The organism is Variovorax sp. W1I1, assembly GCF_030815625.1.
In the GTDB taxonomy this organism is placed as follows: Bacteria; Pseudomonadota; Gammaproteobacteria; order Burkholderiales; family Burkholderiaceae_C; genus Variovorax; species Variovorax paradoxus_C.
In genome coordinates this window covers 6,704,083-6,731,050 of the sequence record NZ_JAUSWZ010000001.1, presented here as the reverse complement: position 1 = coordinate 6,731,050, position 26,968 = coordinate 6,704,083, and the positions used below count along the sequence as shown (strand labels likewise).

General features: G+C 67.9%; 26 protein-coding genes. 8 read left to right on the top strand and 18 right to left on the bottom strand.

Going from position 1 to position 26,968, the window contains the following annotated elements:
• Positions 1-10 precede the first annotated feature (10 nt).
• From QFZ83_RS31345 to QFZ83_RS31335, 3 genes are read left to right on the top strand one after another with little or no spacing between them, the layout of a single operon-like run.
• Complete coding sequence (locus tag QFZ83_RS31345) at positions 11-907, top strand: LysR family transcriptional regulator (RefSeq protein WP_307512249.1); 897 nt, start codon at positions 11-13, stop codon at positions 905-907.
• Between the two features lie 34 nt (positions 908-941).
• A complete protein-coding gene (locus tag QFZ83_RS31340; RefSeq protein ID WP_306881898.1) occupies positions 942-1,439 on the top strand; it encodes a nuclear transport factor 2 family protein in 498 nt (165 codons plus the stop codon).
• Entirely contained in the window at positions 1,436-1,750 is a 315-nt protein-coding gene (locus QFZ83_RS31335) for a GNAT family N-acetyltransferase (protein WP_013538979.1), read from the top strand. The genes QFZ83_RS31340 and QFZ83_RS31335 overlap by 4 nt, the downstream gene beginning before the upstream one ends.
• On the opposite strand, the gene QFZ83_RS31330 is transcribed toward QFZ83_RS31335, so the two are convergent.
• Both QFZ83_RS31330 and QFZ83_RS31325 read right to left on the bottom strand, forming a co-directional pair.
• Positions 1,740-2,927, bottom strand: coding sequence for an MFS transporter (locus QFZ83_RS31330; protein WP_307512848.1), 1,188 nt, complete (start codon positions 2,925-2,927; stop codon positions 1,740-1,742). The genes QFZ83_RS31335 and QFZ83_RS31330 overlap by 11 nt on opposite strands.
• Before the next feature lie 49 nt (positions 2,928-2,976).
• Positions 2,977-3,774 carry a UPF0149 family protein gene (locus QFZ83_RS31325; RefSeq protein WP_307512247.1) on the bottom strand — a complete coding sequence of 266 codons (798 nt, stop codon included), beginning with the start codon at positions 3,772-3,774 and terminating at the stop codon, positions 2,977-2,979.
• Positions 3,775-3,830: 56 nt separating this feature from the next.
• Between QFZ83_RS31325 and QFZ83_RS31320 the strand changes: the two genes are divergently transcribed.
• Both QFZ83_RS31320 and QFZ83_RS31315 read left to right on the top strand, forming a co-directional pair.
• Complete coding sequence (locus QFZ83_RS31320; RefSeq protein WP_307512246.1) at positions 3,831-5,528, top strand: FMN-binding glutamate synthase family protein; 1,698 nt, start codon at positions 3,831-3,833, stop codon at positions 5,526-5,528.
• A gap of 64 nt (positions 5,529-5,592) precedes the next feature.
• On the top strand, positions 5,593-6,495 hold the full coding sequence (locus tag QFZ83_RS31315; RefSeq protein ID WP_013538975.1) for a hypothetical protein: 903 nt from the start codon (positions 5,593-5,595) through the stop codon (positions 6,493-6,495).
• Positions 6,496-6,504: 9 nt separating this feature from the next.
• Here QFZ83_RS31315 and QFZ83_RS31310 read toward each other — a convergent pair whose 3' ends face one another.
• From QFZ83_RS31310 to QFZ83_RS31240, 15 genes are all read right to left on the bottom strand, one after another.
• Positions 6,505-8,802, bottom strand: coding sequence for a spermidine synthase (locus QFZ83_RS31310; protein ID WP_307512245.1), 2,298 nt, complete (start codon positions 8,800-8,802; stop codon positions 6,505-6,507).
• On the bottom strand, positions 8,802-9,983 hold the full coding sequence (locus QFZ83_RS31305) for a TadE/TadG family type IV pilus assembly protein (RefSeq protein ID WP_307512242.1): 1,182 nt from the start codon (positions 9,981-9,983) through the stop codon (positions 8,802-8,804). The genes QFZ83_RS31310 and QFZ83_RS31305 overlap by 1 nt, the downstream gene beginning before the upstream one ends.
• A 22-nt stretch (positions 9,984-10,005) precedes the next feature.
• Positions 10,006-10,347: a DUF192 domain-containing protein gene (locus QFZ83_RS31300; protein WP_013538973.1), complete on the bottom strand. Its 342-nt coding sequence runs from the start codon at positions 10,345-10,347 to the stop codon at positions 10,006-10,008.
• 26 nt (positions 10,348-10,373) lie between these two features.
• Positions 10,374-11,264 carry a type II secretion system F family protein gene (locus QFZ83_RS31295; protein WP_306881903.1) on the bottom strand — a complete coding sequence of 297 codons (891 nt, stop codon included), beginning with the start codon at positions 11,262-11,264 and terminating at the stop codon, positions 10,374-10,376.
• An 8-nt stretch (positions 11,265-11,272) separates the two neighbouring features.
• A complete protein-coding gene (locus tag QFZ83_RS31290) occupies positions 11,273-12,130 on the bottom strand; it encodes a type II secretion system F family protein (protein ID WP_080898132.1) in 858 nt (285 codons plus the stop codon).
• Positions 12,127-13,770 carry an ATPase, T2SS/T4P/T4SS family gene (locus QFZ83_RS31285; protein WP_307512241.1) on the bottom strand — a complete coding sequence of 548 codons (1,644 nt, stop codon included), beginning with the start codon at positions 13,768-13,770 and terminating at the stop codon, positions 12,127-12,129. Before QFZ83_RS31285 ends, QFZ83_RS31290 begins: the two co-directional genes overlap by 4 nt.
• Positions 13,771-13,789: 19 nt before the next feature.
• The gene (locus QFZ83_RS31280) at positions 13,790-15,388 is read right to left on the bottom strand and encodes a type II and III secretion system protein family protein (RefSeq protein WP_306881905.1); all 1,599 of its coding nucleotides are present in this window, start codon (positions 15,386-15,388) and stop codon (positions 13,790-13,792) included.
• A gap of 71 nt (positions 15,389-15,459) precedes the next feature.
• The gene (cpaB, locus tag QFZ83_RS31275) at positions 15,460-16,419 is read right to left on the bottom strand and encodes a Flp pilus assembly protein CpaB (RefSeq protein WP_013538968.1); all 960 of its coding nucleotides are present in this window, start codon (positions 16,417-16,419) and stop codon (positions 15,460-15,462) included.
• Between the two features lie 6 nt (positions 16,420-16,425).
• Complete coding sequence (locus QFZ83_RS31270; RefSeq protein ID WP_307512240.1) at positions 16,426-16,638, bottom strand: hypothetical protein; 213 nt, start codon at positions 16,636-16,638, stop codon at positions 16,426-16,428.
• A gap of 11 nt (positions 16,639-16,649) precedes the next feature.
• Positions 16,650-17,372: a hypothetical protein gene (locus QFZ83_RS31265; protein ID WP_013538966.1), complete on the bottom strand. Its 723-nt coding sequence runs from the start codon at positions 17,370-17,372 to the stop codon at positions 16,650-16,652.
• Positions 17,372-18,361 carry a hypothetical protein gene (locus QFZ83_RS31260; protein WP_306881907.1) on the bottom strand — a complete coding sequence of 330 codons (990 nt, stop codon included), beginning with the start codon at positions 18,359-18,361 and terminating at the stop codon, positions 17,372-17,374. Before QFZ83_RS31260 ends, QFZ83_RS31265 begins: the two co-directional genes overlap by 1 nt.
• Positions 18,362-18,377: 16 nt before the next feature.
• Positions 18,378-20,288: a Tad domain-containing protein gene (locus QFZ83_RS31255; RefSeq protein ID WP_307512239.1), complete on the bottom strand. Its 1,911-nt coding sequence runs from the start codon at positions 20,286-20,288 to the stop codon at positions 18,378-18,380.
• Between the two features lie 42 nt (positions 20,289-20,330).
• Positions 20,331-20,636, bottom strand: a complete 306-nt coding sequence (locus QFZ83_RS31250; protein WP_013538963.1) for a Flp family type IVb pilin — start codon at positions 20,634-20,636, stop codon at positions 20,331-20,333.
• Positions 20,637-20,770: 134 nt separating this feature from the next.
• Positions 20,771-21,709 carry an AraC family transcriptional regulator gene (locus QFZ83_RS31245; protein WP_013538962.1) on the bottom strand — a complete coding sequence of 313 codons (939 nt, stop codon included), beginning with the start codon at positions 21,707-21,709 and terminating at the stop codon, positions 20,771-20,773.
• 351 nt (positions 21,710-22,060) lie between these two features.
• Complete coding sequence (locus QFZ83_RS31240) at positions 22,061-22,495, bottom strand: putative toxin-antitoxin system toxin component, PIN family (protein WP_306881909.1); 435 nt, start codon at positions 22,493-22,495, stop codon at positions 22,061-22,063.
• 126 nt (positions 22,496-22,621) lie between these two features.
• On the opposite strand from QFZ83_RS31240, the gene QFZ83_RS31235 reads away from it, so the two are divergent.
• Positions 22,622-23,044 carry a surface-adhesin E family protein gene (locus QFZ83_RS31235; RefSeq protein ID WP_307512236.1) on the top strand — a complete coding sequence of 141 codons (423 nt, stop codon included), beginning with the start codon at positions 22,622-22,624 and terminating at the stop codon, positions 23,042-23,044.
• A gap of 135 nt (positions 23,045-23,179) precedes the next feature.
• On the opposite strand, the gene QFZ83_RS31230 is transcribed toward QFZ83_RS31235, so the two are convergent.
• Positions 23,180-24,400, bottom strand: a complete 1,221-nt coding sequence (locus QFZ83_RS31230; protein WP_306881911.1) for a class I SAM-dependent RNA methyltransferase — start codon at positions 24,398-24,400, stop codon at positions 23,180-23,182.
• An 84-nt stretch (positions 24,401-24,484) separates the two neighbouring features.
• Here QFZ83_RS31230 and QFZ83_RS31225 point away from each other — a divergent pair, with 84 nt between their 5' ends.
• Together QFZ83_RS31225 and QFZ83_RS31220 are read left to right on the top strand one after the other, a co-directional pair.
• The gene (locus QFZ83_RS31225) at positions 24,485-26,275 is read left to right on the top strand and encodes an ATP-binding protein (RefSeq protein ID WP_307512234.1); all 1,791 of its coding nucleotides are present in this window, start codon (positions 24,485-24,487) and stop codon (positions 26,273-26,275) included.
• An 80-nt stretch (positions 26,276-26,355) separates the two neighbouring features.
• The gene (locus QFZ83_RS31220) at positions 26,356-26,967 is read left to right on the top strand and encodes a cytochrome b (RefSeq protein ID WP_307512233.1); all 612 of its coding nucleotides are present in this window, start codon (positions 26,356-26,358) and stop codon (positions 26,965-26,967) included.
• The last annotated feature ends 1 nt before the right edge of the window (position 26,968 follow it).

The window sequence follows — 26,968 nt, the reverse complement described above, 5'->3', positions numbered from 1 at the left end:
AACTGAATACGTGGGCCTGGACAGCAACCTCGATTTCGACTGGCGACTGGTGCGCGCCTTCCTCGCCGCGCTCGACCACGGGAGCCTCCTGGCCGCCTCGCGCGCACTGGGGTCGAGCCAGCCGACGCTGGGACGCCATATCGCCGAGCTCGAAACCCAACTGGGCGTGGTGTTGTTCGAGCGCACCGGCCGGGGCCTCAGGCCCACGGCCATGGCGGCGCGGCTGGCCGAATCGGCGCGGGCCATGGAAAGCGGCGCGGTCTCGCTGTCGCGCAGCGTGTCGGGCGCCAATGCCGCCACCGCGGGCACGGTGCGCATCTCGGCAAGCCAGGCCACCGCGCGCCAGATGCTGCCGGCCCTGCTGGTGCGCATGCGGCAGGAGCTGCCGGAGATCCAGATCGAGCTGGTGTCGACCAACGAGGTCAGCAACCTCCTGCGGCGCGAGGCCGACATCGCGATCCGCATGACCGAGCCCACCACCGCCACCGTGGTGGCGCGGCGCATCGGCCGCTTCGCGCTCGGCGCATTTGCCCAGGCCGACTACCTGCGCCGCCGCGGCACGCCGCGCCAGACGGCCGATCTGCTGCGGCACGACGTGCTGGGCTACGACCGCATCGACACCATCGTTCGCATGTCCGCGCAGCTGGGCACGCCGCTGCAGCGCGAGGACTTCTGTTTTCGCACCGACGACATGGGCGCGTACTGGGAGGCGCTGCGCCAGGGCATGGGCATCGGCTTCGTGAGCGAATCGCTCGCGCGCACCGACAGCCAGGTGCAGCGCGTGCTGCCGCAATTGAAGATCCCGTCGCTGCCGGTGTGGCTTGCGGTACACCGCGAGATCCGCACCGACCGGCGCATTCGCGCCGTCTATGATTTCCTCGCGCGCAATATCCCGGCGTCGATCTGACAGATTCCTCCCCCGAAAACTCCAAGAAGGCCTCATGACAGCAGCCACCAACGCCCAGACCATCGAGCGCTTCTACAGCGCGTTCGCCAAGCTCGACGCCGCCACCATGGAGGCCTGCTACGCGCCCGATGCGGTGTTCGACGACGAGGCCTTTTCCCTGCACGGGCGGCGCGAGGTGGGCGGCATGTGGCGCATGCTGGCCGGCGCAACCAAGGCCAAGGGCGCGGACGTGTGGCGCCTGACCTTTCGCGACGTGCAGGCCGACGACACCACGGGCAGCGCCCACTGGGACGCGCACTACCGCTTCAGCGCCACGGGCCGGCTGGTGGACAACAGCGTCGACGCGCGCTTCACCTTCACGCCCGAGGGGCTGATCGCCACGCACCGCGACACTTTCCCGTTCTGGACCTGGTCGCGCCAGGCGCTCGGCACGCCGGGCCTCCTGCTGGGCTGGACGCCGATGCTGCGCAACAAGGTGCGCGCCACGGCGGCCGGCAATCTTTCCAAATTTCTTTCGAGCCAACCCTCATGAGCAACAACGACATCGTTTTCACTTCCAACGAAGCAGCCCACCGCTACGAAGCCGCCATCGACGGCAAGCTCGCGGGCTATGCCGAATACAACCTGCTGACCGACGCGATCATGTTCACGCACACCGAGGTGCTGCCGGAATTCGAAGGCAAGGGCGTGGGCTCTGGCATTGCGAAGCACGTGCTCGGCGAGGCGCGCACGAAGGGGCTGCATGTGATTCCGGTGTGCCAGTTCATTGCGGGGTATATCCGCAAGCACCGCGAATACGCCGACCTCGTGCGGCCCGATATTCAGCGCGCCTTCAAGATCTGACAGTCACGGCCTTCGGCGCGGGCAACCACGCGAAGGCCGCGATGCCGACCACCAGCAGCGTGGCGATGGTGGCCAGCACGGCCGTGAGCGGATCGCCGCCATGCGCCGCGGCAATGGAAGCCGCGACGCCGGTGCCCCACTGCATCAGCGCAACGCCGAGGAACATCGCCATCGTGAAGACAGCCATCGCGCGCCCGGTGAGCGTGACCGGATAGGCCACCCGCACATCGGCGTACTGCCACACGATGAAGCCCGAGAGCACGCCGATCAGCACCATGCCGAAGATGTCGAGCCAGGCCGAGTGCAGCACGGCGATGAGCGCGAAGAGCGCGGCATAGATCAATCCGCAGATCACGATCCAGCGGCGGCGCGATGCGCCGTCGCGGTCGAGGCGCCCAAACAGCGGCGCGCCGACGAGCGAGATCACTGATACGGCGAGCGCGACGTTGCCGCTCTGCACCAGCGAGTAGCCGTGGCGCTCCATCATCAGCGGCCCGAGCCACAAGCCCCGCAGCGAGATGAAGGCGGCATACGTGACCGCGCCGAGCACCATGATGCCGAGCGTGTGCGGCATCGCGAACAGCGCGCCGAACTGGCGGATCGCCTCCGGAATCGACTCTTTCACCTGCGGCACGGCGGACGCGGGCTCATGCACCCAGTGCCAGATCGCGAGCCACGCAAGCGCGGCGGCAACCGCCAGCACGAAGAAACCCGCGCGCCACGAATACGCCTCGACCAGCCACGCGAGTGGCGTACCGGTGACCAGCATGCCGATGCCGCCGATGGCGAGCACCATGCCCGACACGGTGGCGAAGCGCGCCGCCGGAAAGTGCCGCGCGATGAAGACGGTGCACACCAGAAAGGCCGGCGCGCAGCCCACGCCGATCAGCGCTTGTCCCGCGACCAGCACGAGATAGCTGGACGACACGGCCGAGAGCAGCGCGCCCGCGATCGCGATCGGAAAAGCCACGAGCACCGTGCGGCGCACGCCGTGCAGGTCGATGCCGATGCCCATGAAAAGCTGCATCGCACCGAAGGCGAAATGAAAAGCCCCCGAGAAGATGCCGAGGGCTTGGGCGGAGAGCTTGAAATCCGTCTGCAGCGGGCTGGCCATGATGGCGCCGACTGTGCGGAAGGCCTGGCTGAGTGCGACCCCGGCGCAGAGCGCCAGGACCATCACCCAGGCCGCGCGCGGCGTCAGCGGCGCGGCGCTCTCCGGACCGGTGCTAGGCGGCACCGTGGCACTTCTTGTATTTCTTTCCGCTGCCGCAAGGGCACGGATCGTTGCGCCCCGGCGTGGCTTCCTTGCGGATCGTCTCGACCTTCGGCCCCAGGCTCTTCCAGAGTTGGCGCAGGTCGTACACCGCCCAGATGGCGGCGCCGAAGTCGTCCAGCCGCTGCTGGCTCACGCTGGGCGGGCCGTCGTCGCTGTACATCGACACCGTGGGCTTGGCGGTGTCGTCTTCGGTGAGCGCGACGATGTTGTCGAGCGCATCGTCGAGCATCTGCGCGGCGTCCTTGTCGCGCGGGGTGGCCCAGTCCTCGGGCCAGTTTTCGACCGCGTACATGAAGCCGAGCGCCCAGACCTGGGCGAACGAGGGGATCGCCTCGCCCGCCACTTCGGCCCGTTCTTCCTCGGGCAGCGATGCGATGGCGCCGCGGGTGTCGAGCACCTCGGGCTGCCAGCTGCGTTCGTCGTCGAGCGTTTCGACGGGGGCGTCCAGGCCCTCTTCGATCTCGCGCCAGCGGCGCTTCCAGTTCCAGACGAACTCCATGTGCTGGGCCGGCACGAAGCTGTCGCCCAGCAGCACGGGCCAGTATTCGGTGGGCTCGATGGGCCGGCGGGTGCAGATCAGCGCGGCCATGAAGCCCTCGCAGAACTCCCACTGGGGGATTTCCTCATCGTGCTCGCGCATGGCGTCCAGCGCGGTGTCCAGGGCATCGAAATCGTCGGGGCCGAGGGGTTCCTGGGCGGGCGCGGCGGGGGTCTGTGGGGTCTCGGGGGTAGGGGGGGAAGTCGTCATGGCAGGTTCGGGGCAGCCCTCTATGATGCAGCAGGCTCCCGGAGTCATCTATTTCTATGCCCACGATTATTCCGTTTCCGGCGCGCTACAGCGCCTTTGCCTTGTGCGTGGTCGGGCTGGTCGCCTGCCTGGCCTTCGTGCTGGTGTCGCCGCATCTGTGGCTCGCGTGGATCGGCGTGGCGGTGTTCGCGGTACTTTCAGGTACCGGCATCCACGACCTGCGGCAGCCGCGGCACGCGATCCTTCGCAACTACCCGGTCATCGGCCACCTGCGCTTTCTGCTGGAATTCATCCGGCCCGAGATGCGGCAGTACTTCATCGAGAGCGACTCGGAAGCAGCCCCGTTCTCGCGCGCGCAGCGCTCGCTGGTCTACCAGCGCGCCAAGGGCGAGCCGGACAACCGGCCGTTCGGCACGCAGCTCAATGTGACCATCGCGGGCTACGAGTGGATCAACCATTCGATGCAGCCGACGAAGCTTGCGAACCACGACTTCCGCATCGTGATCGGCGGCACGTCGCAGCCGGCTGATGCGAACCTCGCGCAGGTCTGTACGCAGCCATACAGCGCGAGCGTGTTCAACATCTCGGCCATGAGTTTTGGCGCACTGTCGGCCAACGCCATCCTCGCGCTCAACCAGGGCGCCAAGATGGGCGGCTTCGCGCACGACACCGGCGAGGGCTCGATCTCGCACCACCACCGGGTGCATGGCGGCGACCTGATCTGGGAAATCGGCTCGGGCTACTTCGGCTGCCGCAACGACGACGGCACCTTCAACGCCGAGCGCTTCACCGCCAACGCGCGCGACCCGCAGGTGAAGATGATCGAGATCAAGCTGAGCCAGGGCGCCAAGCCCGGCCACGGCGGCGTGCTCCCGGCCCCCAAGGTCACGCCCGAGATCGCGGCGGCGCGTGGCGTGCCGGTGGGCGTGGACTGCATCTCGCCCTCCTCGCACAGCGCGTTCTCCACGCCGACTGAAATGATGCACTTCGTCGCGAAGCTGCGCGAGCTCTCGGGCGGCAAGCCGACGGGTTTCAAGTTCTGCCTCGGCCATCCCTGGGAATGGTTCGGCATCGTCAAGGCGATGCAGGCGACCGGCATCACGCCCGACTTCATCGTGGTCGACGGTGCCGAGGGCGGCACGGGCGCGGCACCGGTCGAGTTCAGCGACCACGTGGGCGCACCGCTGCAGGAAGGCCTCTTGCTCGTGCACAACACGCTCATCGGCGTGAACCTGCGCCACCGCATCAAGATCGGCTGCGCCGCCAAGGTGATCACCGCCTTCGACGTGGCCCGCATGATGGCGCTGGGTGCCGACTGGTGCAACGCGGCGCGCGGTTTCATGATGGCGCTGGGCTGCATCCAGGCGCAGAGCTGCCATACCGGCCACTGCCCCACGGGCGTGACCACGCAGGACCCGCTGCGACAGCAGGCGCTGGTGGTGCCGACCAAGGCCGACCGGGTGCGCAACTTCCATCGCAGCACGCTGCATGCGTTGCAGGAACTGGTGCAGGCCGCGGGCCTCGATCATCCGCAGCAGATCACCGCCCACCACATCGTGCGCCGCATCTCCGACACCGAGGTGCGCCTGTTGAGCAACCTGGTGATGCAGGTGCAGCCGGGCGCGCTGCTCGGGCCGCTTGATGCGCAGCACAATGTCTTTCGTACCTACTGGCCGCTGGCCAGCGCAGAGAGTTTTCAGCCCGTGACCCAAAGCCCGCAAGGGCTTGTGCCGGGCTTTGCAATGGCCGCATGAGCGCAGCGCCGGGCCGCCCCAAGCAAGCTTGTACCGCAGCACAAAGTGCGGAGGTACCTACCTGATGAATCCACTGAGACGAGGCGCTTCCACGCGCCTGCACAGCGCCAAGGGTGCGGCTTCCGCGCCGGCGCCGCTTGACGCGCTGCCCAATACGCCAGCACCCGGCGACTACGCCGAGTTCCTGCGCGTCACCCTGCCCAAGCAAGAGAAGAACGTGGCGAGCCACCGCCTCGGCAGCGAGCGCGTGTGGCTCAAGAAGGCCGGCCCGCGCCACGGCAAATGGGGTTACCGGGTGATGGCGGCGGTCGCGCGGATGGTGCGGCTGGACATCATCAAGCCGGTGCCCAACCCGGGCGGCGAGGCCGCCATCGCGACCGAGGCGCGGCGCCTGAAGCAACTGGCGGCCGCGGGCCTGCGCGTGCCCACGGTGCTGGCACAGCAACCCGATGGCCTCTTGATCTCCGACCTCGGCGAAAGCGGCCGCGCCACCGTCGTGCTGCAGGAGCGGCTCGATCAAGCAGCCGCCGCCGGCCCCGCCGCGCTGCTCGCCGTGTGGCGCGAAGGTCTTGCCGCCATCGCGGCCGTGCACGTGCGCGGCCAGCACCTGAGCCAGGCCTTCGACCGCAACCTCGTGCAGTGCCCCGACGGCGTGATCGGCTACATCGATTTCGAGGACGACCCCGCCGAGGTCATGACGCTGGCCGAATGCCAGGCGCGCGACTGGCTCAGCTACCTGCACTCCACGGCCATGATGCTGGAGGCCGCCGCGCCGCAAGCCGCCGGCCAGCACTGGCATGCGGCGCTCGCCACGGTGAACGAAGAGGTGCGCGAGCGCATCGCGAATGCGGCGCGCCGCATGAAGTGGGCGCGCAAGCTGCCCGCCAGCCGCCGCTGGGGCCGCGACACGCAGCGCGTGCGCGCGGTGGCCCGGCTGCTTGGGCGCTGGCACGACGCAGCCGCCTGACTCTCTAGATCAAGGCTTCGTCGTCCAACGCATCGCGCCCAGCAGGTTGCTGTGATCATCGGTCCACGTCGTCACGCCCGCGGCATCGATGGCCTCGCCGCGTTCGCGAATCACCGGGTCCTGCAGGAAGCGCGGGTCGCGCGTGAGCAGCACGTATTCCGACGAATGTTCGAGCGTGAGGTTGTTGGGCACGGGCTCGAAATGCACGCGCAGCGCCTGCATGCCCGCATCCTCGGCCAGGCGCTTGACCACCGGCGCGAGCAGCAGGTGCCGGTTGCTGATGTGGAAGGCGATCACGCCCGTGGGCAGCAGGTGCTTGCCATAGAGCGCCAGTGCCTCGCGCGTCATCAGGTGCATCGGAATCGCATCGCCCGAGAAGGCGTCGACCACGATCACATCGAAGCGCTGCGAACCGTGCGCGTCGAGCTCCTGCTGCATCAGGAGGCGCGCATCGCCCTGCGCGACTTCGACCGTCGCGGGCGAATCGGCAAGGTAGGTGAAATGCGAGCGCGCCGCCGCCGTCACGCGCGGGTTGATCTCGTAGAAGCGCACCGTGTCGCCGGCACGCCCATAGGCCGCGAGCGTGCCCACGCCCAGGCCGATCACGCCCACGCGCTGGGTCTCGGCGCGGTTCGTGAGCAGCGCCAGACCGGCACCGGATTTCGGCCCGTAGTAGGTGCTCGGCAAGCGGCGCTGCACTGCGCCCTGCAGTTGCTCGCCGTGCGAGATCACGCCGTGCATCAGCCGGCGCGACGCGGTCAACGCGCCCGGAATGCCGAACTGCTCCACGCGCAGCGCGCCGTAGAAATTGCGCACGCGCAGCATCGTGCGGTTGTCGGCTTCTAGCACGCTGTACACCGAGAGCCAAGCCACCGCCACCGCGGCCAGCGCGCCGGCGAGCCCCGCGGCAGCTGGCCATGAGCGTGCGCGCCACGCGGTGTAGCCCACCGCGAAGAGCGCCAGCGCGCTCACCGCCGCATACAGCACGTTGAGCGAGACAGCCACCGCGTCCATCCGCAGGAACGCCGCGAAGCCCACCACGATGGCGAATGCGAACACCGTCCACACCCATTGCAGGCGCCCGCGCGTGAGCCAGAGCACGATCAGCCCCGGCGCCGCGAGGCTCGCCGGCAGTTCCCAGTAGCCGTTGAAGAAATGCGGCGCGGCCACGCCCGCGAAGATGCCGCCTACCGCACCGCCCAATGCCAGCAGCAGGTAGAAGCGCGTGAGGCGCTCGGGCCCGGGCCGCGCCCGCGCGAGTTCGCCGTTCGCGAACATGCAGATCGCGAAGAGGCCGATGCAATAGAGCCCGATGGCCGCGGCGATCGGCAGCGAACGCTGCGGCGTGTTCAGGTACCAGCCCATCACCGGCGGGAGCATCACCACCGCGGGCCAGAAGAGCCAGCGCCGATACCAGAAGTCGCTGTCGAAGCACAGCACGAAGCTCAGCAGGTAGAGCGCGAGCGGCACGATCCACAGCATCGGCACCGAGGCGATGTCCTGCGTGATGAAGGCCGACACCGCGAGCAGCGCGACGGTGCCGAGCGCGGCCAGCACCAGCCACAGCAACTGGTCCTTCCACGAGAGCGGCAATGTCGGCGTCGTCGGCGCTTCTGTGGGGTTCGCTGTCGACATCGGCTTTGCCTTCGCCACGGCCACCACCGACACGATCGCCAGCACCGCGAACAGTCCGAAGCCCACCGACCACGCGATGGCCTGCGCACGCAGCGCGAACACCGGCTCCAGCACGAAGGGATACACCACGAGCGCGGCCAGCGCCGCGAGGTTCGACAGTGCGAACAGCCGGTAGACCTTCGCCTGCCGCGGCGCATCGCCGGCATGCAGCCGCGCGACCCAGCTCTGCACCAGCGGCCCGGTAGTGCACACCGCGAGGTACGGCAACCCTATGGTGGCGGCCAGCACCGCGAGCACGCCCGCCGAGGGGTCGCCCTGCCCGGTCGGCTTCCACGCCGCATCGGGAATCACCGGCAGCATCGCGCAGGCGGCAAGGAGGAGGAGCGCATGCACGACGGCCTGCGTGCGCAGCGGCCGGCGCGAGAGCCAGTCGGCATAGAAGTACCCGACGAGCAGCACGACCTGGAAGAACACCAGGCACAGCGTCCACACCGCGGCCGAGCCGCCGAACCACGGCAGGATCTGTCGCGCGATCAGCGGCTGGACGAGGAACAGCAGGAAGGCCGAGACGAAGATCGTCGATGCACAGAGCGCCAGCGCGCCGGCGCCGCGCGCAGCGTGCGCGTCCTGCGCGGCGCCCGCGCCATGCCCGTCGTGCACTGCCTCCTGCATCAGGGCGCTTTGCCCGGGTTAGGCACCTGGTCGAGCTGGCCCTTGACCGAGGCGTCCCAGATGGCCGGGCAGAAGGAGTTGCCGTCGCCGACCTTGTCGGCCAGCGCATCGACGCCGCTGGCCAGCAACTGCGAAGCCCACTCGGTGCTGTTGTTGCGCACGAAGGCGAAGATGTTGGTCATGGCGTCCTGCGGTTTCTCCAGCACGTTGATGCCCAGATTGTTGCTCCATGCCGGGTCCCACTGCAGCTCGATGCTGCGGTCGCCCCGCGGGCCGAACGAATAGAACGGGTGCCAGAACATCGGCGACTCCATGCCCGCCACGCCCTCGGCCGACAACGGGATCTTGCCGTTGGCGATGTAGTACGCATCGAGCTGGTTGAGGCGGAAATCGGTGCCGGGCGCGGTGGCGCCGTCGGTGGACATGAGCTTGAACCACGCCTCGCCCACGAACTGGTAGCCCTTGAGCGCGGTGAGGATGATCTTGTTGGCCACCGGAATCCCGAGCCGGTAGCCGTAGTGCACGCGCAGGTGCAGCACGCTGGCTTCGCCCAGCGTCTTGTTCGACACGTTGCCGCGCAGTTCCGCATCGGGCGGCAGCGGATCGCCGATGCCCACGGTGGTGCTCATCGCCTTGGCCTTGAAGTCGTAGGGCAGCGGCTTCCGGTAGCGCATGGTGTCGTTGGGGATCTGCATGATCCAGCGGTTCTGGCCGAAGTTCTCGATGAAGGCCCAGTCGATGAAAGTGGTCTGCGTCGGATTCAGGTACTCGATGCAGGCCGACTGGATGAGGTCGGTGTTGGTGTCGATCCAGCCCTTGAACATGCCGCCCACGCTGGCTTCGCGCACATTGAGCGGCATCATCCCCTTGACCAATCCTTGCCACACGCTCCCGCGCGTGAGCGCGTTGGTGGTGAGCTCCAGCGCCGCGCTGTTGAGCGTGGAGAGGCCCGGCACGGTCGAGTTGCCCATGCGAAAGATGAAGGGCAGCGGCATGCCGTTGTTGAGCGAGCCCGCACGCGCGGCCTCGTGCGCCGCGTACTCCAGCGTGAGGCGCGCGCGGTAGATGAGGCCGAACTGCACCACGCACATCACGAACAGGATCAGCACCGGCAGCGCGATCATGGTCTCGGTCATGGAGACGCCGCGCTGGCGGCGCCTGCCTTGAAGAGTGGAATGCATTGCTGTTCTCCTCTGTGTGTGATTACCAGCCAGACAACTTCGACCCCGGACGCAGCGCGAGCCGCCGCGCCTGGCCCGCCGCCAGTTCGAGCACGTGGGCCGCGCGCAGGCACATGGCCACGCGCATCGGGCGCAGGCTCTCGACCACGCGCGCGATGCCGCCGTGCCGGTCGAGAAATACGACATCGATCGGATAACGCATGCCCACCGTGTGCACCGAGCTGCAGCGCATGATCAGAAGGCCCTCGCTCGCGGCCAGCCGCGGCCGCCCGAGCAGCCCGCGCGTGCGGTCCCAGCCGCGCTCGGCCACGCGCACGGGACCGAAGGGCTGGGCCTGGGGAGAGCGAAGGGAAACGATGCGCATCGGTGGTGTCGGCGGTTGCGGTGGTGTCAGTGGTTCTGCGTTTCGAGGAACTGCATCACCAGCGGGAAAAAAATGATGATGAAAGTCACCGGGAAGATGAAGATCACCAGCGGCCCGATCATCTTCACGGGCGCTTCCATCGCGAGCTTCTCGGCCATCTGGAAGCGCTCGGTGCGGCGCTGGTCCGAAATGGCCGAGAGCGTGTCGGCCAGGCTCGCGCCCAGCGACTCGGCCTGCGTGAGGTTCGACACCAGGCTCTTGATGTGCTTGTTGTCCAGGCGATCGGCCAGCGCGTTGAGCGCATCCATGCGGCTTGCGCCGGTGCGCATCTCGCGCATCATTCGATCGAACTCCTGGCCGAGCGCGCCGCCGGGGCCCTTCTGCACCGCCTGCGCGATGGCGCCGGTCAAGCTCAGGCCCGCCTGGCAGCACAGCGTGATCATGTCCAGGTAGCCGGGCAGCGTGCGCAGGATGTCCTTCTCGCGGCGCTTGCGGCGGTCGCGCATCCACATCACCGGGTAGAGCCACCCCGTCACGCACGATGCCAGCGTGACCCAGATCTTGGTGCCGGCCGTCGCGTCGAGCAGGCCCGCGGTCCAGAGACCGAGCGCGGCGACGATGAGCATCGACACGCACTGCACCGCGATGAACTCCTCGGCCTTGAGCACGAACTCCAGGCCCGCGAGTTGCAACTGGCGCTTTCTCTTGACCAGCATCGAGGTCGGCGCAATCTCCGACACATGGAACTGCAGGATGTTCACCACCGGCCACACCAGCCGCAAGAGGCGCGGCAGCGGGTCCATGTGCGTGCGCTCCGAAGGCCGGGCCTTGCGGATCAGCGAGATCATGTAGAGCAGCAGGATCACGCCCGTGGTCGCGCACAGGAAGATGATGGCCAGGAGGATCAGCGAGCGCATGATTCTTCCTAGATATCGATCGCCACGATCTTGCGGATCATCGCGTAGCCCAGCATCAGCATGATGGCGATCACGGTCAGCACGACCCAGCCGATCGTCGTGGTGAACAGGAGCGACATGGTCGGCTGCATCAGGTAGAGCACGCCCATCAGCAGCAGCGGAAAGAGCGTCATCACCAGGCCCTGGATGCGGCCCTGCGCCGTCAGCGCCTTGATGCGGCCTTCGAGAATGGCCTTGCGCCGCAGCGTCTCGGCCAGCACCTGCAGAGGCTCCGAGAGATTGCCGCCCACTTCCTTCGATACGCGCAGCGCCACCACCACCAGCACGAAGTCGGGGATGCCGAGGCGCTGCGACATCTTCTGGATCGCATCGTCGAAGCTCACGCCCAGGCGCTGCTCCTTGAGCACCAGACCGAACTCCTGGCCGAGCGGGCCGACCTGGTCGCGCACCAGCACCTGGATGGCCACAGAGAGCGCGCTGCCGGCGCGCAGTGCGCTCGCAATGAAGAGCAGCGCATCGGGCAACTCCGATTCGATCTGCTGCCTGCGCTTCTTGCGCTGCCATGCGAACCAACGCGCTGGCAGGAGATACAGCACCACCGCGGCCACCACGCCGCCGATCAGGTTGCCAGAGATGAGCCAGCCAATCGCGCCGCACAGCGCCACAAGAAATGCATGACCCGAAGCGAACGCCACCGCGTGCTGCGCCTGGAACTCCGAGAGGTTCAGCGTGCGGCGGCCGCTTGCCTGCAGCTTGCTCATCATCTTGCCGACCAGCTCCGGCGAGCGCTGCAGCAGCAAGTAGCCGCACAGCGTGATGAAGCCCATGCCGCAGAGCACGGAGGCCAGCAGGATCATTCCCTTCATGCCGTGGTCTCCCCGAAGAGGTATTCCAGGTCGAGCTTCAGGCCATGCTCCTGCAGGCGCGTGAAGAACTCGGGCACGGTGCCCGCGGCGGTGAAGTGGCCGATGGTCTTGAAGCTGTCGTCCACGCCGGTTTTGCGGAAGGCGTACACGTCCTGCATCTGGATCATGCCGTCGGCAAAGCCCGTGATCTCGGTGATCTGCGTGACCTTGCGGCTGCCGCACGGAAAGCGCGTGAGCTGCACGATCAGATCGACCGCCGAGGCGATCTGCTCGCGGATCGCCGCCACCGGGATGTTCATGCCCGCCATCGTCACCAGCACTTCCAGCCGCGACATCGCATCGCGCGGCGAGTTGCTGTGCAGCGTGGTGAGCGAGCCGTCGTGGCCGGTGTTCATGGCCTGCAGCATGTCCAGCGCCTCGCCGCCGCGGCACTCGCCCACCACGATGCGGTCGGGCCGCATCCGCAGCGAGTTGCGCACCAGGTCGCGAATCGCGATGGCGCCCTTGCCTTCGATGTTGGCGGGCCGCGATTCGAGCGACACCAGGTTGGGCTGGCCCAGCGAGAGCTCGGCGGCATCCTCGATGGTCACGATGCGCTCGTTCGGCGGAATGAAGTTCGACACCATGTTCAAGAGCGTCGTCTTGCCGGTGCCTGTGCCGCCCGAGACGATGATGTTGAGCTTCTCTTCCACCGCGATGCGCATGAAGTCCACCATCTGCGCGGTGATGGAGCCTGTGCGGATCATCCCCTCGTGGCCCATGCGGTTCTTGGGGAATTTCCGGATCGTGACGCTGGGCCCGCGCAGCGCGAGCGGCGGAATGATCGCGTTCACGCGCGAGCCGTCCTTGAGGCGCGCGTCCACCATCGGCGAGCTCTCGTCGATGCGTCGGCCCAGCGGCGTCACGATGCGCTCGATGGCGCCGAGCACCGCGATGTTGCTGGTGAAGGCGACGTTGGTGCGCTCCAGGCGCCCCGCGCGCTCGATCCAGATTTCGTCGAAGCGGTTGACCATCACTTCGGTCACGCTCTCGTCCTTCAGCAGCACCTCGAGCGGACCGAGGCCGATGGCTTCGTCCAGCAGTTGCTGACTCAAGAGCGCGCGGTCGAGTTCGGGCGGCATGTCGCGCGTGTCGCGAATGATCTCGGCGATCAGCGCGCGGATGTTGGAGCGCAGCTCCTCGTCCTTCATCTGCGCGGTGTCGATGCGGCGGTTGTCCAGTTGTTGCAGCAGCGTGCGGTGCAGCGAGCGGCGCCATTGCAGGAGCGGGTCCTCGATGGCGAGCGCCGCTTCGGCGTACTGCGCGGCCTCGGCCGCCTCCTGCGGATCGGCACCCGCGGGCTTGAGCGCCACGTCGAGCGACACCACCAGCGTGTGGCCGCCGATGATGATTTCCTCGCCGCCCTTCATCGGGCCGAAGCGCGTCACGCGGTTGCCGTCCACCCAGGTGCCGAAGAGGCTGCCCAGGTCCTGCACGAACACTTCCTCGTCGTGCAGCACGAACTGTGCGTGCAGCTTGGCGACGTTCCAGCCCGACAGCACGATGTGGTTGCCGGCGTCCTTGCCGACCTGGAGTTCCGCGACATCGATCGGGACCTCGCGCACGACCTGCTGCGGGGAATTGACGAAGACCTTGTGCATGGTGGCGGACTCTCGGGTCTTAAGGAGCGACGGGCTGGCCGGGCGTGCCGGCGGGGATGCCGCCGATGTCCGCGGCAGCAGCAGGCGGGCGCGAACCGTTCGGGTCCGACTTGTCTTCGGTCAGCGTGCCGAAGTTGCTCCCCACGTCGCGTTCGAGTTCGCGCGCGCGCTCGATGCGCGGGCGGCTGTCCGCCGGGCCGACCACGCGCGGCGTGATGAACACCACCACTTCCTGTTCCTTGTCGGTGTCGTTGTCGGCACGGAAGGCGCGGCCGATGATCGGCGTCTTGCGCAGGCCCGGCACGCCGTCGCTGGAGCGCGTGGATTCGCGGCTCAAGAGCCCCGACAGCACGATGGTCTCGCCGGCCTTCACGTTGAACTCGGTGTCGGTGCGCCGGATCAACAGGCCCGGAATGCCCTGCACCGCCACGCTGCGGTCGATGCTGCTCACCTCGGTGAGGATGCTGCCCGACACGTTGCCCTCGCCGTCGGCGATGGGCTTGATGTTCAGCCGCACGCCGTAGGGCTTGAACTCGACCGAGCCCGCGCCCTGCGTGCTGAGCGCGGGCAGCGGGATTTCGCCGCCGGCCAGGAACTTGGCCTCGCCGCCGCTGCGCGTGGACAGGTTGGGCGAGGCGAGCAGGAATGCGTTGCCGCGCTGCACCAAGAGGTTGATGCGCGAGGTGAGGCTGAGGCCGATGCCGAAGTACGCCTCCGGCATGCGCCGGTTCTGGCCCAGAAGCGCCGTGCCCTGCGGCGTGGAAGTGTTGAAGGCCGAACCGTCGGGCAGGATGCGGTAGCTGCCGCTGGAAGCGATGTCCGAGAACAGACCGAAGTTGAAGCCGTCGCCCGAGCTCTGCCAGCGCACGCCCAGGTCGTCCAGCGCGGTCTTGCTGAACTCGACGATGCGCACCTGGATGTCCACCATGCGGTCCACGCGGATGCGGTCGGCCGTGGCCAGCGACACCACCGCGGGCGCGTAGAGCTGCGCCACTGTATTGAGGCGCTCGACGGCGGCCGGATCGAGGCTGTTGCCGTCCATGATGATGCGCTCGCCGATGCGGCGGATGTTCACGCCCGAGATGCCGCGCGTGATCTCGCGCAGCTCGTCGGCGATGCGCTCCAGGTCCGCCACATTCACCCGTACCTTGAGCTTGCGCACGGTGCCGTTCTTGTCCCAGACATGCAGCGTGCTGTCGCCCGCGTCCTGCGCGGTGATGAGCATGTTCGCGCCGTCGAGCACGCGGGCTTCCATCACCTTGCCGTTGCCGATGGCCACGCGCGAGACGCCCGGCATCTTGACCAGCGCCATCTGACCGACATAGAGCGTGAGCAGGTCGGGCAGCCGCTGCAGCACGGTGGCGCGCGCGGCGATGCGCTGCAGCTCGGCCTCGGTGATGGAGGCCTGCGAGGGCGGCGGCGCGGGCGGGCGGATGCCCGGCGAAGTTTCGGCGGCGCGGGCTGTCGGCGCGCCCGGTGCTGCAAACGTCGGCGCGGGTGCCACTGTGCCCAGCGGCACGGGCGATGTCGCTGGCGCGCCAGGGTACGGACCCTGCGCCTCGGCCTGGAAAACAAGACACAGCGCCGTCGCTGCCAAGGTGCATCGCTTGAGGTTCATCGAACTTTTCTGGAGATCAGTCAATCGGGCCGCGCCCCGGAGGGCGACGTTCAGGTCAGGGAGGCGAGGCTTCAGCGCGGCAACGCGCCACCGGTCGGCAGTGCGGCACCCAGGCCGGGCGCGGGAGGAGCGCCGCGGTTGCCGCTGCCGCCGACGATGTATTCGACGCTCGGACCCGAGGGTCCGCTGGACACGGCCATCGCATGCGAGCGCTGCGGCCTGAAGCCGGCCACGATGGCATCGAGGTCGACCGCGTCGACGCCGCTGGTCATGGTGGCCCGGTCTTCGGGGTTGCGCAGCGTGGCGATGATCTTTCCGAGGCGCTGCGCGAGGATGAGCTTCTGCGCGTCCTGCGGCTGGATCGCCACGGTCACGGTCGAGTAGCGCTGCTGCGCGTAGGGATCGGTGTCGGCCGAGACGTCGGAGCGCTTGCGCATCGCGGCGAACTGCTCCGAGGTGATCTGGCCGGTGGCGCGCACCTCCACGTCCTGCAGGAGCGGAACCACCACCGAGGGATCGTTGGCCGCGGACTTCTCGACCATGTACATGAAGTCGATGCGGTCGCCGGCGCGCAGCATGCCCGAGATGGAGCTGATCTCGTCCACCGGGATGGTGATGGCGCGCACGCCCTGCTCGATCTCCTGCGCGAAGACCTTGCGCGGCGCCGAGAAGAACGACGCGAGCAGCGGCTTGCCCGCTGCCACCGGCACCGAGAGCTGGCGGCCCGCGAACTGCGAGAAGGTCTCGGGCGTGATCGCGTCGTTGTGCACGTACTCGTTGGGCACCGAACGCTTGGCCACCATGGTGGGCAGCACGGTGGTGCCGTCGCCCAGCGCCCGGTTCGCCACCACCACGTCGCGGCGCTGGCTGTCGGCGTCCTTCTCGAGGCTCGCAGCGATTTCGCGTTCGCTAGCCCGAAGGTAATACCAGCCCAGGCCCGCGGCCAGGAGGCCCAGCATCAGGGCACCGATCAGGGGGGACAGCCGTTTGACGCTTTGCTTGAACTTGAGGAGTCCCGGAGATGATTTCATGCCTGGCTACAAAGGATAGGAAAGGGTGTACGAGTAGGTCGACCAGGCATCGCGGAAGGCCTTGATGAGCAGCGCGACCACCGAGCGGTCGGCGCCCGGGAAGGTGGCGAACAGCATCACGGCCAGGATGCCGGCGACGATCACGTATTCGGTGATGACCTGGCCGCGCTGGGTGCGGCGGTAAGAAGAACGTGGGCGAGGTGGACGACGTGGACGCATGGCGGTCGCGCTCATTCCGGCGAGGTCTGGCTGGCGACGATGAAGTAGCCGTCGTCGCGCCTGGAGATGGCCACGGTCATCTCCTCGCTGTTGCGGCGGAACACCAGCGAGGAGCGCGTGCCGCCCTCCAGCGTGCGGTCCTGTATCAGCGTCCAGCCCAGGCGGATCATCTGTTCGCGCAGGTAGAGCGCGTTGGTCTCGACGCTCACGTTGTTGGTGACGACGATGGTGCGGTTGCGCTGGCCTTCGTCGAAGGAGAGCGTGTCCGAGACCACCTGCGAGCCGGCCGGGCGCGGGAAGCCCTTGCCGATGCGCTCGGCGCGCTCACGCAGCGCCTGCTCGTTCTTGACTTCGTCGTAGACCACCGCCGCCACCAGCCGGCCCGCCGTGCCCGAAGGAACCGCGCGCAACTGCACCGTGACCTGATAAAGGCCGAAGCGCGCACCGAGCACGCGCATGGGGCCGAGCGTGGTCACACCGTAGCCGGTCTTGTCGGAAAGCCACTTCTCGTAGAAGCGGGAGACGACCTCCAGCGGATCGCTCGACTCGATGCCGCGGATCTGCATGGGGATGGTGTTCTGCTCGATGTACTCGGCAATCCAGAAGGTCTTGGCCGCCGCGGGCGATGGAATCGCGGGCCAGTCGCGCTGCGGCGGCGCCGCGACTGCAGCGCCGCACAGGCACAGCCATGCGGCGGCGAGCATCCATCGCAGAAACGGCGCGGCGAGGCTCATCAGGGCAGCGTGTTGACCACGGGGGTCGGCGGGAAGGCGCGGTAGTAGCGGAAGTGGTCCTTCACGCTGCCGCCGTTCGCCTCGCCATCGCCGCCGGTCTCGCCGGTGGCGCCGGGCGGAATGCGCTCGAAGCGGTCCAGCGGCGTCTTCTCGAGCGCGTCGCCCGGCGTGAAGCCCATGGTGAGGTTGTTCATGTCGAAGGCCGGAAAGATCTGCTTGATCTGGTAGGCCGTCTGGTGCATGCCGCCGCGCAGCTGCTGGTAGAAGGGCGCGTCCAGCAGCTTCATCGGCACCAGGCCCTGGATCTTGGTTTCCTCGCGGTTCGTGCCGCCGGCGTTCCAGGCTTCGGTGAGCATGGTGACCTGCTCGGTCATGTCCAGCGCCGGCACATCCTTGAACTTGGTATAGGTCTGGCTCACCTTCACCTCGTGGCGCAGGTACCCGCTGCTCACGAACTGGAACTTGCCCAGCGGCCCGGTGATCGCGTTGCCCCCCAGCGCGGCTTGCGCCACGCGGATGCCGTCGAACACCACGTCGCTGGCATTGAGCAGCGAGGGCAAGGGCGCGGCCGTGCTCGACGCGGTGACCGCCGTGGTGCGCTGGTCGATGGCCGGCAGCATCGGCTCGAACTCGGCGATGTCGGCGGCGTGGATCGAGATGCCGGGTGCCGAGCGGTCGCGAAAGATGTGGCGGCGCAGGTCGCGCGTGACCTCCGCATCGGTCTTCTTGATGGCGCCCGATGCGCCCTTGGCTTCTTCCGCGGTGATGCCCTGCGCCTCCGGCATCCACACGGTGCGCTGCCAGGCCACCAGCTTGGCGGCGGACACGGTCTGCATGCGCTTGGTGCCGTATTCGGCAATGGCCGGAATCGCCCCCAGCACGACGGCCGCGAAGCTCACGATGAGCAGCGTCTCGACCATTGCGTGGCCTGCGACGGCGGCGCTCGCGCGGGCCTGATGTGCAAACGGGCGTCGATGCGGGCGGGTCATGCGCGGGCGTCCTTCATCAGTTGCCGTTGTCTTCGTCGGCCGAGCCGCCGACCGCCGCGCCGCCCATGGCGATGGCGCGCGCCCACAGCGAGGGCTCCACGTTGTGCACGTGCCAGTAGGGGCTGAAGAGGCTGCGGTGCTCGATGTAGCCGCCGGCGAAGCCCACGTTGTATTTGCCGACCGTCGAGGGATCGGCCACCGCGTTGTCGCGGCGCGCCCAGCGGTCCTGCGGCCGCCGGAAGTAGACCTGCGAGGTCGACAGCGCCTTGATCTCGCGGCCCTGGAAGTTGTCGCGCAAACCCGCCTTGCCGTCGGCCGCCGAGTTGCCGAAGCCGACGACCTCGCCCGTGCGCACCTTGTCGCCGCCCTTTTGCACGACCAGCGTGAAGGCCGGGCCCTTGTCGGTGTTCTTGCCCCACTTGAGCGGGTTGGCGCCGCTGAAGCCGTTTTCCTTGAGCCAGTTGTCCGACTCGTTGGCCACCATCGGCGGGTGGTCCTTGATCTCGGTGAAGCGGGGCATCGCCCAGCTCTTGGTGACGATGCCGATGTCGGTGCGCGGGCTGTAGTGCAGCTTGGCGTTGAACACCAGCACCGCCATCGGGGCCAGCAGCAGCTCGCCGTTGCGGTCGCGCGCGGCGCGCTCGAAGGATTCGCGCTCCATGTATGCGGTGTCGCCGACCTCGCCGTTCAGGCCGCCGTAGGTGCGCCCCTCGCGGGCGTAGCTGCGCAGCGTGAGGCGCTGGCCTTCCCAGCTCTTCATGTAGTTGGGGCCACCCGCCGCAGCCGCGCCGGCACCAAGCCCGAAGCGGCCGCGCACGATGTCGTCCCAGCCGCCGATGAGGTCGGTGTAGAGCACGCCGATGGGCAGCTTGATCTCGATCGAATCGGCCGACTGCCAACGGATGCGCCCGGTCTCGTCGCCCACGATGCCTTCGGTCGCGACCAGTTCGGTGCCGCCCTTCCACTCGAGGAGCCCGCCCATCATGTCGCCGGTGATGTCACTGAAGCCCGGTGGCGAATTCGGGCTGCTGGACACCATGCCCTGCAGCGCGCCGGACATGCCCGAGGCGACCCAGCCGAGCACGTTGGGCAGGAAGCGGCGGTTCTTGGTCCAGTCGTCGCGCGTGGCCTGCGCGGCATGCGCGAAGCGCAGCACCTCGTTGAACTCCTCGTCGTCGAAACCGAGGCTGCCCGACTGGTGGTAGGTCTTCAGGTAGGTCCCCACGTCGGCCACGAACTTGATGACGAAGATCGCTGTCTCGGTCGCCGGGACCGACGCGTCGGGGTCATTCGAGTTGACGACGTCCTTCACCAGTTGCGGCAACTGCGCGGTCGTGCCCAGCAGCATCACGGCCTGGCTGGCCGAGATGCCCTGGTTGAACGCGCGAAGGATGTCGGCGCCGATCTGCAGCGGCTTGGCCGAGGGCTCGACGAAACCGGCGATGCGGTCGGCCGTGCGCTGCAGGCGCTGTGCCTTGAACAGGTTGCCCAGGTACTGCAGGAAGAAGATCGGACCCACGATCGGGATGCGGCTGCGCTCCAGGTTGCGGATGCCCTTCATCGCCTCGGCGACGACCAGCCCTTCCTGGATGTTGGCCGCGCTCGTGATGAGCATGGCCATCGAGGTCTGCACGCTCGCCAGCGTCGCGATGCTCGCCTCGTTGGCGGCCATCGCGCGGTTGGTGTAGGCCAGGTAGTTGAGGGTGCGCGCCGTGAGCACGTTCGCGCTGTAGGTGGCCGCATCGGCCGTGTTCTGCAGCTTCATCTTCTCGCGCGCCGCGGTGGCGGTGTTGTAGACCACCAGCACGCTCAAAAAGATGATCGGCAGCATCGCCACCAGGTACACGATCGCCTGGCCCGACTGGCGCCGCCGGCGCGCGGATGCGCCGGCAGTGGCCGAGGGGAGCGAAGCGGCGGCTGGAGGCATCGCGCGATGTCGGTCAGGCCGTCAGGACGTCGAGGAAAAGCCTTACTTCGTGGCCTCGGCACCGCCCTTGGTGTAGGTGCTCATGTTCATGTTGACCTGCGCGTTGGTCGACGCCTTGCCGGCGGCGGTCTGCGCGTTCGTGACTTCGGTGGCGCCCGACTGGCCGCCCACTTCCTTGGCCATGCCGGCAACCTGGTTGCGCATGGTCTGGCCGAAGAAGCTGAACACGGCGATCGCGGCGATGGCGATCAGGCCCAGGATCACGAGGTACTCGGTCATGCCTTGCCCGCGGATCTTGATCTTCGAGGCAAGTTGGCGGCTCAGCTGGGTCAGACGATGGATTTGCATGAGGGAAGTTCCTGAAAGGTGGCTGAAAGAACAGGCGGATCGTAGGGACGCATCCGTCGTGTGTTCGATACAGTTTTCGCGAATCCCGATACAAATTAACAATCTCAAAACAATCGCAAAACACCCGGAATTCTTTAGTTCTCCAAACTGCCCGCGCCTTCGAAACGAAGCTGGCTTTGCCTGCGAAATTCGGTCGGCGTCACGCCTTTGATCTCGAGAAATCGGCGATTGAAATTCGAGACGTTGTTAAAACCAACTTCGTAACAAATCGAGGTCACGTAGCGGTCGCTCTGCATCAGGAGAAGGCATGCCTTGTTGATGCGCACCTCGTTCACGTAGCCCAGAAAACTGTGGCCGGTGGCACGCCGGAAGAGCCGGCCGAAACGCCCCGGGTTCATGCCGAGCTCGGCCGCGATGTCGGCCGCGCTGATGTCTTTTGCGGGCTCGTTGGTGATGCGCGTGACCACATCGTTGATGGCCTCGATGCCGTGGTCGCCGTCGGTCTGCATGCCCGACAACAGGCGGTAGTCGGTGCACATCGCCATGTCGGCGAGAAAGTCGCAGAACAGGCTGAAGCGCTTGAGGCCGCGCGCGTCCTTCACGCGGTGCCAGTGCGCCTCGGCGCTGGCCGACATGCCGAAGAACTCGATGCCGTAGCGCGCGCGCTCCAGCATGCGCACCGCCTCCTGCAGTTCGGGAATGCGCTGGGCCGCCTCGAAGATCGGGTCGTGCAAAAACTGGATCACCAGGTCGCGCTGCGGCACGCCCTCCGCAGGCATGTCGAGCGAGATCCAGTTGTGCGGCAGCTTCGGGCCGCACAGCACGAGGTGGCCCGGCTCGAAGGCGCCGATCCAGTCGCCCACGAAGGCCTGGCCCGAGGTGGCGACGATCAGGTGCAGCTCGTACTCCTCATGGCAATGCCAGCGCGCGAGCGGCGTCGGAAAGCCGTGCTCGAGGCAACGCACCAGCCCCACCTCGGTCGATGGCTCGTAGCCGAGCTCGGTCGAGCGGCTGCGCTCGACCTCCACTTCGGGGAGCAGTTGACGCGGGGATCGTTGGCTGGAACTCGTCATGGCTTTTTGTTGGGCTGACAGGAGACAACACGCCTCGCGATCCTGGGGTTCGCGGGCGACGCGGCGATGAAGTGGCATCTTCGGGGGCAAACAGGCCTGCGGCGCGCGGGCACGTCATGGTGAGCGCAGGGGCCGGGTTCGCGGGGCGGAAGATATTGTTTGGGCCTTGCAATTGCCAGACCCTATGCGGACTACGAAGATTCGTATGCGCGCACGGCAAGCACCCGATTTGCACCGCCAGCGTTGTCTAGACAACCGCTTTGCACGCGGGCACGCCGGTGCGGCCATCGGCGAGGCGATCGATGGGGGATGCTTGTCTAGACGACCCCACGCGAACCGCTTTCAGCGCACTCAGGCAGCGGCCAGCACCGTCGCCACGACCACGCCTTGCGCAGCCAAACGTTTGCGCATCGTCAGCACCGCCTGGTCCTTGCTGAAGAGGCGCGCGCGTTGCGCCACCGCGAGGTCGATGAAGACCTGGTCGTCGGGGTCCTTGCACACGCAGGGCGCGCGCGGCGGCGTGTCGGTCAAAAGATTTACGCGGGCATCGAAGGCTTCGAGCACGCGGGTTGCTTCCATCTCCCGCTGGGCCAGCCGCCGCGCGATCAGCGGATAGCCGAGCACCCGCGCGAGTTCGGTGCGCATCGGCGCGGTGGCGATCCAGCGCAGCGCGCCGGATGCGAGCGCCGCCGCGAGCGGCAGGCAGTCGGGGTTGTCGAACACGAGCAGGTCGAGCGCGATGTTGGTGTCGATGACGACAAGGCCGGTTTCTTGAGGAAGAGTCATGGCGGCGAAAAGAGGAGCGCCGATGTTGCACCATGTGCGCCCCTTGTCAGCCGCGGGTCGGGCGCGACGCCCCACAATGCTGCGGCGCGCACCGCGCGCTTCCGGACACGCAGCCCTACCTCCGTCATGAAACGACTCCCGCTGTTCTTACTCGCCCTGCTCGCCTCTGCGCTCGCGCGGGCCGAATGGCTGACCCTGAGCGGCACGCCCGGCGATGCCGCCGGCAGCTACGTGCAGGTCGATCCGGCCCGCATCGAGGTCGACGGCGCCCGCCGCGGCGTGACCCTGCGCATGAGCCTCGCGCGGGACTTCACCGGCAAGGACGGCTTCAAGCTGCGCTCGTTCGAAGCCCGGGTCACCGTCGACTGCGAGGCGCGCACCGCACGCTATGTGAGTGCCACCTACTACGGCCTGCCGAACTTCGTCGGCGAGCCCGTGGCGATCAAGCAGTTCGAGGACGATGACATCCGCCCGATGACGCTGCCCGGCGCTCCGCCCGAGCTGGCCGCGCGCACGGTCAACGCGGCCTGCAATGTCGGCGCCAAATAACTGATCGACGGCCCTCAGAAGCGCTCACGCTGATGGTGGGCTCTGTTTCGCGAAATCAAGGGCGAGGCCGCAGGCCGGAGGACATTCGCGAAACAGAGCCCACCGTCGGCGGGAGTGCCGCCCTGAACGACAGCCCTACTTTCGCGCGGACCCTGCAACCATGTCGAAGCGGAACAGCCGGCATTCGATCGGCCCGTTCCACATCGGCACGCGGCGCGATTCCTTCAGCCGCATCTGCTTGGGCAGCTTCAGGTCCGGCGTGAGGACCCAGGCCGTCCACCCTGCATAGTTCTTCTTCCAATGGGTGGCGAGCTGGGGGAAGAACTCGCTGCCATCGCCCTCTTCGGTCTGCGCGGTTTCGCGCGCACCCGCGCGGGCCACGCCGCCGACTTCGATCCGCTCGCCATAGGGCGGATTGAGCATGACCACGCCGCCCTCGGCCGGCGGCATACGCTGCAGCGCGTCGCCGCCGCGGAACTCGATGGCATCGGCGACGCCGGCGCGCTCCGCGTTGCGCTCGGCAAAGTCGACCATGCGGTGCGACACGTCCGAGCCGAAGATCGCGACGCTGCCCGGCTTCACGGCCAGGAGCGATTCCTTCTTGATCGCGTCCCACACGTGCGCCTGGAACGGCAGCAGCTTCTCGAAACCGAAGCGCCTGAGCGATCCGGCCGCGATGCCGCGCGCGATCTGCGCCGCCTCGATGGGGATGGTGCCGCTGCCGCAGCAGGGGTCGTACAGCGGCTGCTCCGACACGGTGCCGGTCTCGGGGTTCCACCAGCCGCTGGCGGCCAGCATCGCGGCGGCCAGGGTTTCCTTCAGCGGGGCGTCGCCCTTGTCCTGGCGCCAGCCGCGCTTGAACAGCGGTTCGCCCGAGGTGTCGATGTAGAGCGTGCAGTGTTCGGTGGTCAGGTGGGCGAACACGCGGGTGTCGGGCCACTGGGTCTCGATGCTCGGGCGCACGCCGTTGGCCTTGGCGCGGAAGCGGTCGGCAATCGCGTCCTTGATGCGCAGGGTGGCGAAGTTCAGGCTCTGCAGCGGGCTGTGCTGGGCCGTGGTCTCGATCTTGAAGGTCTGCTTGGGCGTGAACCAGATCTCCCAGGCCACGCCGCTCGCGATGGCGTACAGGTCGTTCTCGTTGCGGTAAGGCGCATGGGCCAGCTCGACCAGCACGCGCTGCGCAAGGCGGCTGTGCAGATTGAGCTTCAGGGCATCGCGCCAGTCGGCACGCACCCGCACGCCGCCGCGCAGCGTGAGCAGGTCTTGCCCGACGCGGCCCGTCAGGGCGTGCACCTCTTGGGCGAGGAATTCCTCGACGCCGGCGGCGCAAGGCAGGAAAAAGGAAAGATCGTTCACAGGAAATTGGCCATCGGGAAGCCCGACTTGGGGGGGCTCCATTGTCGCCGCGTCACGGTTCTTCTCTATATAGTCGATTTGCCGATGACTCCCACCCCCGCACCTTCGGTCGCCCCGGCCGCCGACGCCAGCAGCGACCGCTTCGCGATCCAGTGCGAGGTGCTGCGGCTCTCGATCCGGCCCATCGGGCCGGTGCTGCTGGTGCAATACCTGCTCAATTGCGGCGTGGCCGCCCTCTTCGCCTGGCAGTACTCGCTGGCGCGCGCGCTGGTGTGGATCGCGCTCATCACCGGAGTGACGGTGATGCGCGGCTTCTTCCCCCAGCGCCTGCCCGATCCCTTCACGCCCGAAAGCCTGCGCCACGCCCAGCGCATGCACACGCTGCGCACCGCCGTCTGGGAGCTGGCGCACGGGCTGGCCGGCGTGCTGCTCTTCAACCCCGAGCGGCCCGACCAGCAACTCCTGCTCGGCCTGATGCTGATGGGTATGACGCTGTCGTCGGCGTTCTCGGTGTCGTTCTACACGCCGGCCACGCAGCTGGCGATCACGCTGCTGCTCGCGCCGGTGATCGTGACCGGCCTCACGCTGGGCGCGCCGACCATGATGGCCGTCTCGGTGATCGGCATCGGACTCACGGCCATGATGTGGAAGCTGGTGGCCGAGCGCTCGCGCCAGCTCGAAGAGAACATCGGCCTCCGCCTGAACGAACGCACGCTGCGCGAACAGGCGCTCGCGGGCCTGCGCGCTTCCGAGCAGGCGCAGGCCGAACGGCTGCGCTTCTTCTCCGCCGCCAACCACGACCTGCGCCAGCCGGTGATGGCCATTGGCCTGCAGGCCGAGGTGCTGCGCCAGCAACTGAACACCGGCGCGGACGCCAGTGCGGTGCAGCACACCGTGGTCTCGCTCGCGCGGGCGCAGCAGGCGCTGGAAGGGCTCACCAACCAGTTGCTCGAAATCGGCCGCATCGAAGCCGCGGTCGATCCGCTGCGGCCCGTGGCGGTGGCGCTGGCGCCGTTGCTGCAGGACCTGGCACGCCAGGCCGGCAACGGACGCGTGACGGTGCGCTGCCCGGCCGGCGCCGTCGCGTGGACCGATGCGGTCTCGCTGCGCCGCGTGCTGGCCAACCTGGTCGACAACGCCGTCAAGTTCACGCCGCGCGGCCGCGTGTTGCTGGCGGTGAGGGCGCGGCACCGGGGCACGGAACGAGCCTGGCGGGTCGAGGTGCGCGACAGCGGCATCGGCATCGCGGCGGATGCGCAGGAGCGCGTGTTCAACGACTTCGAGCAGATCGGCAATGCTGAGCGCAACCTCCAGCACGGGCATGGCCTGGGCCTCGCGATCGTGCGGCGGCTGGCGGCGCAGCTGGGCATCGAGGTGTCGCTGCGCTCGGCGCCGGGCCGGGGCTCGGTGTTCGGCTTCGAGCTGCCCGCGGCACAGAGCTATGGGGCCGCGGCGTTGCAGCAAGCGCGCCCACCGCAGCCAAGCCTCGGAGCTGCACCCGCACTGCGTCCCGGCCTTGCCGTGCTGGTGGTGGAAGACAACGCCGTGGTGGCCGACAGCCTGTATGCGCTGCTGCGGCAGTGGGAGGTGTCGCCGCGCGTCTACGCCAGCGCCGCCGAGGCGCTGGCGCTGGCCGACCTGCGCGCCCTCGATGCGGCGCTGTGCGACATCCGCCTGCCGGGCGCGCTCGATGGCATCGCGCTGGCGGAGCGGCTGCAGGCGCAGAACCCGGCACTCACCATCGCGCTGATCTCCGCCGACATCAACGAGGCCACCCAGCGCTTGGCCACCGAACGCGGCTGGCATGCGCTGCGCAAGCCGGTGCAGCCGGAGGAGCTGCGCGGCGTGCTGCTGCGGGCCCGCCAGCGGCCCTGAGGCAGGGCTGGCACGACCCATGCGAGCCGGAGGCCACACCTTCCGGATATGCTCCGCGCACAGGCCCCGCCCTGCCCCCGATGTCTGCCGACACCCCTCTTCCTCCCCTTTCCGCCGTCGCGCGCGGTCAGCGCTATGGCACCGCGGCCATCGTGCTGCACTGGCTGCTCGCGGCCATGATCGTCGGCTCGCTCGGCGTGGGGCTCTACATGACGGGGCTGCCGTTCTCGCCGCAGCGCATCAAGCTCTACAACTGGCACAAGTGGGCCGGCGTCACGATCCTTCTGTTGTCGGCGGCGCGGCTCCTCTGGCGGCTTGCGCACCGTCCGCCCGCGCTGCCGGCGCAGGTGCTGGCCGCCATGCCGCGCTGGCAGATCGCGGGCTACCGGGCAAGCCACGCGGCGATGTACCTGCTGTTCTTCGCGGTGCCGCTGTTCGGCTGGGCCTACACCTCGGCGCTTGGCATTCCGGTCGTGTGGTTCGGCGTGCTGCCGCTGCCCGATTTCGTGCCGGTCGACAAGGACCTCGCCGAGGCCATACTCAAGCCGCTGCACAAGGGCAGCGCCTTCACGCTGGCAGCGGTGGCGCTGCTGCACGTGGCGGCCGCCCTGAAGCACCACTGGATCGACCGCGACGGTCTCTTGCAACGCATGTGGCCTGAACCGCGCGAACCTCGCCACCCACGCCACTGAA